The sequence below is a fragment of the Amycolatopsis camponoti genome (assembly GCF_902497555.1).
Lineage (GTDB): Bacteria > Actinomycetota > Actinomycetes > Mycobacteriales > Pseudonocardiaceae > Amycolatopsis > Amycolatopsis camponoti.
This window is the reverse complement of the sequence record NZ_CABVGP010000002.1, coordinates 250,066-257,493: the sequence shown is the minus strand read 5'-3', so window position 1 is coordinate 257,493 and position 7,428 is coordinate 250,066. Positions and strand designations below refer to the sequence as shown.

At 71.1% G+C, this 7,428-nt stretch carries 6 protein-coding genes; all 6 read right to left on the bottom strand.

Annotation, left to right across the window (positions count from 1 at the left end; all coding sequences use genetic code 11):
* Positions 1-69: 69 nt before the first annotated feature.
* A complete protein-coding gene (locus AA23TX_RS22005; RefSeq protein ID WP_155544762.1) occupies positions 70-1,227 on the bottom strand; it encodes a cytochrome P450 in 1,158 nt (385 codons plus the stop codon).
* A gap of 38 nt (positions 1,228-1,265) precedes the next feature.
* On the bottom strand, positions 1,266-2,537 hold the full coding sequence (locus tag AA23TX_RS22000) for a methylaspartate mutase (RefSeq protein WP_155544761.1): 1,272 nt from the start codon (positions 2,535-2,537) through the stop codon (positions 1,266-1,268).
* Complete coding sequence (locus AA23TX_RS21995) at positions 2,534-3,010, bottom strand: cobalamin B12-binding domain-containing protein (RefSeq protein WP_155544760.1); 477 nt, start codon at positions 3,008-3,010, stop codon at positions 2,534-2,536. The genes AA23TX_RS22000 and AA23TX_RS21995 overlap by 4 nt, the downstream gene beginning before the upstream one ends.
* Positions 3,007-4,215, bottom strand: a complete 1,209-nt coding sequence (locus tag AA23TX_RS21990) for a type III PLP-dependent enzyme domain-containing protein (RefSeq protein WP_155544759.1) — start codon at positions 4,213-4,215, stop codon at positions 3,007-3,009. Before AA23TX_RS21990 ends, AA23TX_RS21995 begins: the two co-directional genes overlap by 4 nt.
* Positions 4,212-5,660 (bottom strand): AMP-binding protein, encoded by a 1,449-nt coding sequence (locus AA23TX_RS21985; protein WP_155544758.1) that lies wholly within the window; start codon positions 5,658-5,660, stop codon positions 4,212-4,214. Before AA23TX_RS21985 ends, AA23TX_RS21990 begins: the two co-directional genes overlap by 4 nt.
* A gap of 214 nt (positions 5,661-5,874) precedes the next feature.
* Complete coding sequence (locus AA23TX_RS21980; protein WP_155544757.1) at positions 5,875-7,332, bottom strand: AMP-binding protein; 1,458 nt, start codon at positions 7,330-7,332, stop codon at positions 5,875-5,877.
* Positions 7,333-7,428: the final 96 nt, after the last annotated feature.

Sequence of the window (7,428 nt, the reverse complement as noted above, 5' to 3'; positions counted from 1 at the left end):
GTCTTTTTCGATCTTAGGTCGGCGCGCACCGCGGCCGGATCCCCTGAAAAGCGTTCTAGGGGCGGGAAATCACCAGGCGATGCGCAGCAGCGAAGGCCCGCGCACGATGACGCCGTACTCCCACTTGACGCCCTCGCGCCCATCCGCGAACCGCAGGTCCGGGAACCGCGCGAGAATCGCCTTCAGCGCTTCCTGCAGCTCCAGCCGCGCCAGCTGCGCACCGATGCAGTGGTGCGGGCCGTGGCCGAACGCCACGTGCGGGTTCGGCTTGCGGGTCAGGTCGATGCGGTCCGGGTCGGCGAAGACCTCCGGGTCGCGGTTGGCCGCGTGCAGCGCCGGCAGCACCGGGTCGCCCGCCCGCACGACGACGTCACCGAAGCGGATGTCCTCGGTGGCGTAGCGCGCGAACATCGCCGCGGTGTTGATCGGCACGTACCGCAGGAGCTCCTCGATCGCCGTCGGCATCAAGTCCGGGTCCGCGCGCAGTTGCGCCAGCAGCTCGGGCTGCGTGAGCAACGTGAAGACGAAGCTGGGCAGCGCCGTCGACACCGTCTCGACGCCACCGGTCAGCAGGCCGGCGCCGGCGATCGAGATCAGCTCGTTCTCGGTCAGCTTGTCCCCGGCGTCGCGGGCGTAGACGAGCGCGCCGAGCAGGTCGTCGGTCGGCTCCTCGCGGCGCTGGGCCACCAGCCCGGCGACGTAGTTGTCGAGCTGGTCGCCGTAGACGTCGAGGACGTCGCCCTTCGCCGTGGCGTCGCTGACCAGCGCCTGGGTCCACTCGCGGAAGATCTTGTGGTCCTCCTGCGGCACCCCGAGCAGGTCGCAGATCACGGTGACCGGCAGCGGCCGTGCCAGCTCTTCGACGAGGTCGGCGCTGTTCCCGTGCGCCTGCATGTCGTCGAGCAGGCGGTTGACCAGGTCCTTCACGCCGTCGCGCATCTGCTCCAGGCGACGCGCGGTGAACGCCTTGCCGACCAGGCGGCGCAGCCGGGAGTGGTCCGGCGGGTCCATCCCCATGATGCCGTCGCCCATCTGCTGACGGCGCATCCGCGGCTGGTCGAGGCCCTGCGCGAGCTCCCGGCTGAACCGCGGGTCGGTCGTCACCAGCTTGACGTCGGCGTACTTCGTCGCCAGCCAGGCCGGTTCGCCGAAGGGCATCTGCACCCGGCTCATCGGCTCTTCGCGCTGCAGGACGTGGTACTGCTCGGAAACGGAGATCTCGTGCATGTCGAACGGATACGCACGGACTGTCCGGCGTGAACTCGTCACGACTCGCCCCCAATCGCTCTCATCGGTTGTTCCAGCGCCTCGGCGTCGTAGACGTTCTGGATGTGGGAAAGCGCCGACATCAGCGTCGACGACGTGATCCGGTCCGCGTGGTGGCTCTCCACCACGCGGCGCAGCGGCAGCGACCCGAGCTCCGACCAGCCGAGCCGGCCCGTGGGGTCGAGGTAGCTGCGCGCCTGCCCGGCGTTGTCCGGGTGCAGGCAGTACGGGACGTCGAGCAGGCCGCGCTTGAACGCGACGACGATCGCGCGGCCGAGGTCGGCGTGGCTGTTCAGCACGGCGTCGACGAGCGCGTACGCCTCGCGGTAGACCTGGTTGTCCCTGTCCACGGTGGCCTTGCCGGTGACCGACCGCGCCACCGCGCCGGCGTGTTCCAGCGCCGCCACGTTCTCGGCCACCGTCGGGATCCGGTGCGCTTCGGCGGTGGTCTTGACGATCAGCCGTTCCGACCCGGTGCTCACGGCCAGCTCGGCCGCCGTCCCGAGCAGGCCCCGCGCTCCGTCCGACGTCCGGGGGAACAGGCCCATGTAGGCGTAGATCACGACGTGCCAGGTGGCCTCGGGCAGCAGCTCGGCGCACAGCCGGCGCAGCGCGGAGACGGCTTCCTGGTCCTGCGTCATGTTCGTCTGCTGCGCGTAGCTGACCGAAATGCTGCGCACACCCCTGCGGTAGAAGAACAACGCCTCCAGCACCGACAGTGCGACCAGCTCGCTCGGCGGGCACAGCTGGCCCATCATGCAGCCGCCGAACGTCTCCAGGTGCGGGCGCCCGGCCGGGTGCTCGGCGTCCAGGAGCAGGTCGCAGCAGTGCGCCCAGTTGCGCACGGACTCGTCGAGCGGCGTGCGGCTGTAGGGCAGGCAGTAGGAGACCGGGCCGCCCTCGGTGGCGTGCAGGCCGGCGGCGATCATGGCGCGGAAGATGTCCGCGGGCCGCGCCGAACCGTGCCGCACCTGCACCGGGAACTCCGGGCCTTCGAGGCCGTCGAGCATCGCGCGCGTGACGTCGGCCGGGTGGTTGACGATCGGGTAGCCGTTGAGGGCGATCCCGTTGCGCAGCGCGTGCGCGACGGACGCGGTGTCGCAGACGCGGGTGTAGCTGTCGAGCGTGACGGTGCCGACGGTCGCGGCGGCCGCCGACCTGGTCGCGGCCAGCCCGGCGCGCATGGCGGCGGGGTCGGCGAAGCCCATGCGAGGCTGGACGACAAGCTCGCCCGCGGCGTGGCGACGCGCGACGAACTCTTCGAAACTCACGCCTCCACCTGGGTCACGCCTGCCGAGAGCGTCGCGGCGAACCGGCGGAACGACGCGGCACCCTGCTGGTCGTCGAAGACCGCGTCGAACCCGGCGAGCAGCAGTTGCGCGGTCTCCTCCGCGCTGAGCGCCCCGCCGACGCCGAGCTTGCCGCCGATCACCACCGGCATGGCGCGCAGCTCGGGGAAGGTCCGCAGCCGCTGGATCACGCGCAGGCCGTCCTGGTGGCCGTGGCCGTTGACGCTGCTCAGCACGAGCATCGCCGGGCGGCGGCTCAGGCACTCCGTCTCCAGCAGCTCGTCGGGCACGCACGCGCCGAGGTTGACGACGTCGAAGCCCAGCTCGCCGACGAGCAGCTCGAGGTAGACCAGGTTCCACGTGTGGGAGTCCGAGGCCATGCTGCTCACGATCACCGTCCGCCGCGACGGCTCAGTGACGACCCCGCCCGCGTAGGAGTGCAGTTCTTCCGTCATGGCGAAACCTCGTAGACGCGCTGGTAGTCCAACCGCGATACCGAGACGACCTCGTCGCCGCGCACCACGACCTCCGTCGGCGCGGGCCGTCCGAGGAAGCTGATGAGACTCGCGGTGACGCCGTAGGCACCGACGTTGGGCACGGTGACGACGTCGCCGGAAGCCAGCTCAGGCAGCTTCGAGGCCTTGGCGAGCGAGTCGCCGGGAGTACACAGTGGACCGACGAGGCTGCCCGTCGCGTCGCCGGTCTCCTCGATGCCGACGGCCGCGGGGAGCAGCCTGCCGATCCCGGACAGGCCGCCGACGACGTTGATCCCGGCGTCGAGGACGACGAACCGGCTGCCGCGGCTTTCCTTGACGTTCACCACGCCGGCCAGCAGGGATCCGCAGCTGCCGGACAGGTAGCGGCCCGACTCGCACGCCAGCTCGATCCCGCCGTCGCGCCACTCGGGCAGGTGCAGGTCAAGCAGGGTCTCGAGGCCCGAGCGCAGCTTCGGGTAGTCGGTGCGCGGGCCCGGGACCGCGTACGGCGAGGAGAACCCGCCGCCGATGTCCAGGATCTCCAGGGGCAGCCCGACCTCGTCGCGCAGCTTCGCGGCCGAGGTGAGCACGAACTCGTACTCGCCGAGCAGGGCGTCCTCGTCCTGGGCGTTGCTCATGGTGAAGAAGTGCGCGCCGACGACCCGGGCGCCGGGTACCGCCTTCAGCGCGGGCATGATCTCGGGCAGCGTCTCGGCGTCGATGCCGAACTGCGACGGACGGCCCATCATCCGGATGCCGGTGCCGCCGCTGCTCGCGGTGGTGTTCACGCGCAGCAGCGCGGACGCGGTGACGCCGTGCTTCTCCGCCGCGGCTCCGACGTGCTGCAGGTCGGTCAGCGACTCGACGGAGAACAGCCGGACGCCGGTGGCGATCGCGTGCTCCAGCTCGTCGTCGGTCTTGCCGGGTCCGGTGTAGAGGATCCCGGCCGGGTCGAACCCGGCCTGCAGCGCGTTGGCCAGCTCGCCGGTGGAGCTGATCTCCGCGCGGCAGCCGCCGCGACGCAGCTCGCGGGCGATCTCGGGATGGGGGTTGGACTTCAGCGCGTAGAACAGGTGGAAGCCCTCGGGCAGCAGGCCGAAGAGCTGGTCACGTGACTCGGCGACGACGTCGAGGTCGTAGACGTAGGTGGGCGTGCCGTATTCACCGGCGATGTCGATGCTCATCGGCGGGCCCCTTCCACGAGCAGCGCGAGTTCCTTGGTGGCGTTCTTGCCGTGCGCCGTGAGCGGGAACTCCTCGACGACGTGGCACAGTGACGGGACCTTCTGCGGCTCCAGCCGTTTGGCCAGCTCGCGCAGCACCGTCGTGGGCGGCAGGTCGGTCTCGACGCAGATGGCGAGGTCCCGCGTGTCGCTCGGCGGGATCGCGCCGGCCGCGCGGACGCCGGGGATGTCCATCGCCGCGGCTTCGATCTCCAAAGTGGACATCCGGATTCCCTTGCGCTTGAACATGTCGTCGCGGCGGCCCTCGAAGTAGAGGTAGCCGTCGGCGTCGAGGCGGCCGTAGTCGCCGGTGTGCAGGCGCAGCTCGCCGGTGGTCTCGTCGCGGCGGAACGCGCGGGCGGAGATCTCGGGGGCCCGCCAGTAGCCGGGCATCACGTGCGGGCCGGCGGCGACGATCTCACCGATGTCCCCGGCCGGCAGCTCGGTCCCGTCGGCGGCGAGGATCAGCACGGAGGTGCCCGGCAGCGGCAGCCCGGACGAACCGGGTCGCTCGGTGTCCTCGCCGGGCGGCATGATCGTGATCCGCTTGCACTCGGTCTGCCCGAACTGGCGGACGACCTTGGCCTGCGGGAAGGCCGCGCGCAGCTGGGCGATGGTGGCGTCCGGCAGGGCGGCGCCGGTGTTGGTGAACAGCCGCACGGGCGCGGCGGGTTCGCTGTCGCGCGCGGCGAGCGTGGCGATCATGGTGGCCAGCGACGGCACGATCGGCACGACGGTGGCACCGACCTCCCGCATCCGCTGCAGCAGCCGCAGATCCGACTCGGCGTCGGCGAGCACGATCTCGCTGCGGCCCACTGTGGACATCAGGACCTTGTAGAGGCCGTAGTCCCAGGACATCGGGAACCGGCAGAAGACGACGTCGTCGCGGCGGTAGCCGAGGACTTCCTGGATCGCGCGGGTGGCGAAGGTGACCTGCCGGTGCGGGCCGATCACACCCTTCGGCGCGGCGGTGCTGCCGGAGGTGTAGACGAGGACGGCGATGTCGTCTTCGTGGATGTCGACGGGTTCCGCTTTGCTACCGCGGGCTTCCTCGACCTCGGTCCACAAGGGACCGAACTCCTCGGGGGTCAGCACCAGCACGGGTTCGGCGTTGGCCACGACGGAGTCGAAGTGGAACTTCTTCATCGCCGGGTTGATCGGCACGAACACCGCCCCGCGCCGCGAAGTGCCGTAGAAGAGGGCGACGAGCGCCCGATCGGTGGGCAGCTGCACGACGACGCGATCGCCGTGCCCGACCCCGCGGCGCGCGAGCACCACGGCGACGGCGTGGCTCCACGCGTCGAGCTCCGCGTAGGTCCACGCACCGGCGCGGTCGCGGACGGCCGTCGCCCCGGCCGCGTCGCCCACCGCGGCGTCGAGCAGAGAATGGACCAAGGAATCGTTCACGACTGCCACTCCGTAGGGACTCGAAGGATCACCGGGCCGGCGTGGAAGACACACCTGGAGACCTTCGAAAAGCTAGCCGCGCCGACCTGCGGATCCCCACCCCTAACGGCCCCTAACCCCCGCCTCACCGAGTCCGGGCACGCCAAAGCGGTCGTGAGTGGGAAACAGTGTTCTAACCCTGTTTCCCACTCACGACCAGGCCGCGGCAGACTGCTCAGCCCACGGGCACCGGGGCCAGGAGGTCGGCCGCGCGGGCGGCCAGGGTCTTGCGGTCGATCTTGCGGTTGGAGTTCAGCGGGAACTCGTCCACGTGCCGGTAGTGCCGCGGGATCACGCCTTCCGGCAGCACCGCCCGCAGGGCGCGCACCATTTCCAGCACCGGCCGTTCTCCGCCCGTGTAGAAGACGAACAGCTCGGTCCCCGCGTCTCCGGCGACGCCCAGCACCACCACGTCTCCGACACCGCAGTCGCGCAGGGCGTGCTCGACCTCGGTCAGCTCGACGCGCCAGCCCAGCACCTGGACCTGGGAGTCGAGCCGCCCGAGGTAGGCGAGACCGTCGGCGAGCCGGCGGACGCGATCGCCCGTGCGGTAGAAGCGCCGGCCGTCGCGGTCCAGGAACCGGCCCTGTTCGTCGGCCGGGTCGAGGTAGCCCGGGGTCATCTGCGGTCCGGCGATGCACAGCTCGCCTTCGCCGGCGGCTTCGTCCAGGAGCAGGTAGTCGTGCCCCGCGTGCACTTCGCCGATCGGCACCACGCCGTTGACCGCGACCCGCGGCGTCTCGACGTCGTCCCAGCGGTACCCCGAGACCGTCACCGTGAGTTCGGTGGGCCCGTAGAGGTTCTCCACGATCGACGACGACGCCGCGGCGCGCCAGTCGGCCGTGTCGCGCACCGTCAGCGCTTCACCCGCGAAGAAGCTCCACCGCAGGCCGGGCAGCGCACCCGGGGTCAGGCCGCCGGTGCGGCGGACGAGGTCGATGGCGCTCGGCGTGGAGAACCACACGGTCAGGCCGCGCTCGGCCGCGAACCGCGGCAGGTTCCGGTACGCCCCGCCCGGCAGCACGACCGCCGGTGCCCCCGCGCCCCACGCGCAGAACAGGTCGAACATCGCGCAGTCGAAGTTCAGGTCGAACGTCTGAGAGAAGACGTCGTCCGGGGTGAAGTCGTACCGCGCGTCGAGCAGGCCGAAGTAGTGGTCGAGCGCCGTGCGCCCGATCCGGACGCCCTTGGGACGTCCGGTCGACCCCGAGGTGAACAGCACGTACGACGTGTCTGCGGGCGCGAGCGGCGCCGAGAGAGCCCGACCGGCACGCTGGTCGAGAACGGGCACCCCCGCCGGGGCCTGCCCATCGGTGATGATCACGTCGATGCCCGCGGCCTCGACCATCTGGGCCGTCCGCGCCGCCGGGAAGTCGGGGCGCAGCGGCACGACCGTCGCCCCGGCGTACAACGCGGCCAGGACTCCCGCGTACGCGGTGACCCCCTTGCCCGCCAGCACCCCTACCGTGCGCGCGCCGCGCTCGGCCAGCGCGCCGCCCCACCGCAGCGCGAGCTCGTGCAGCTGTTCGTAGGTGAGCGCCTGGTCGCCGACGTGGACGGCCACGCCGCCGCCGGAAAGCTCCAGGCCGCGCAGGAACCGCGTGTGCGGCCCGCCCGTGAGCACCGTGTCCATCGAAGTCCTCCGCGTTCTGTGCTGATCGTTACCAATCCGGCCACAGTCACGGCCGAACGGCTCTCGTAGGAACAGTCGCCTACCGCTCAGGGGTCG

Bases quoted from the DNA above. Each gene is read 5' to 3' on its own strand.
- AA23TX_RS22005 (WP_155544762.1), bottom strand. From the start codon at position 1,227: ATGCACGAGATCTCCGTTTCCGAGCAGTACCACGTCCTGCAGCGCGAA.
- AA23TX_RS21995 (WP_155544760.1), bottom strand. From the start codon at position 3,010: ATGACGGAAGAACTGCACTCCTACGCGGGCGGGGTCGTCACTGAGCCG.
- AA23TX_RS21990 (WP_155544759.1), bottom strand. From the start codon at position 4,215: ATGAGCATCGACATCGCCGGTGAATACGGCACGCCCACCTACGTCTAC.
- AA23TX_RS21980 (WP_155544757.1), bottom strand. From the start codon at position 7,332: ATGGACACGGTGCTCACGGGCGGGCCGCACACGCGGTTCCTGCGCGGC.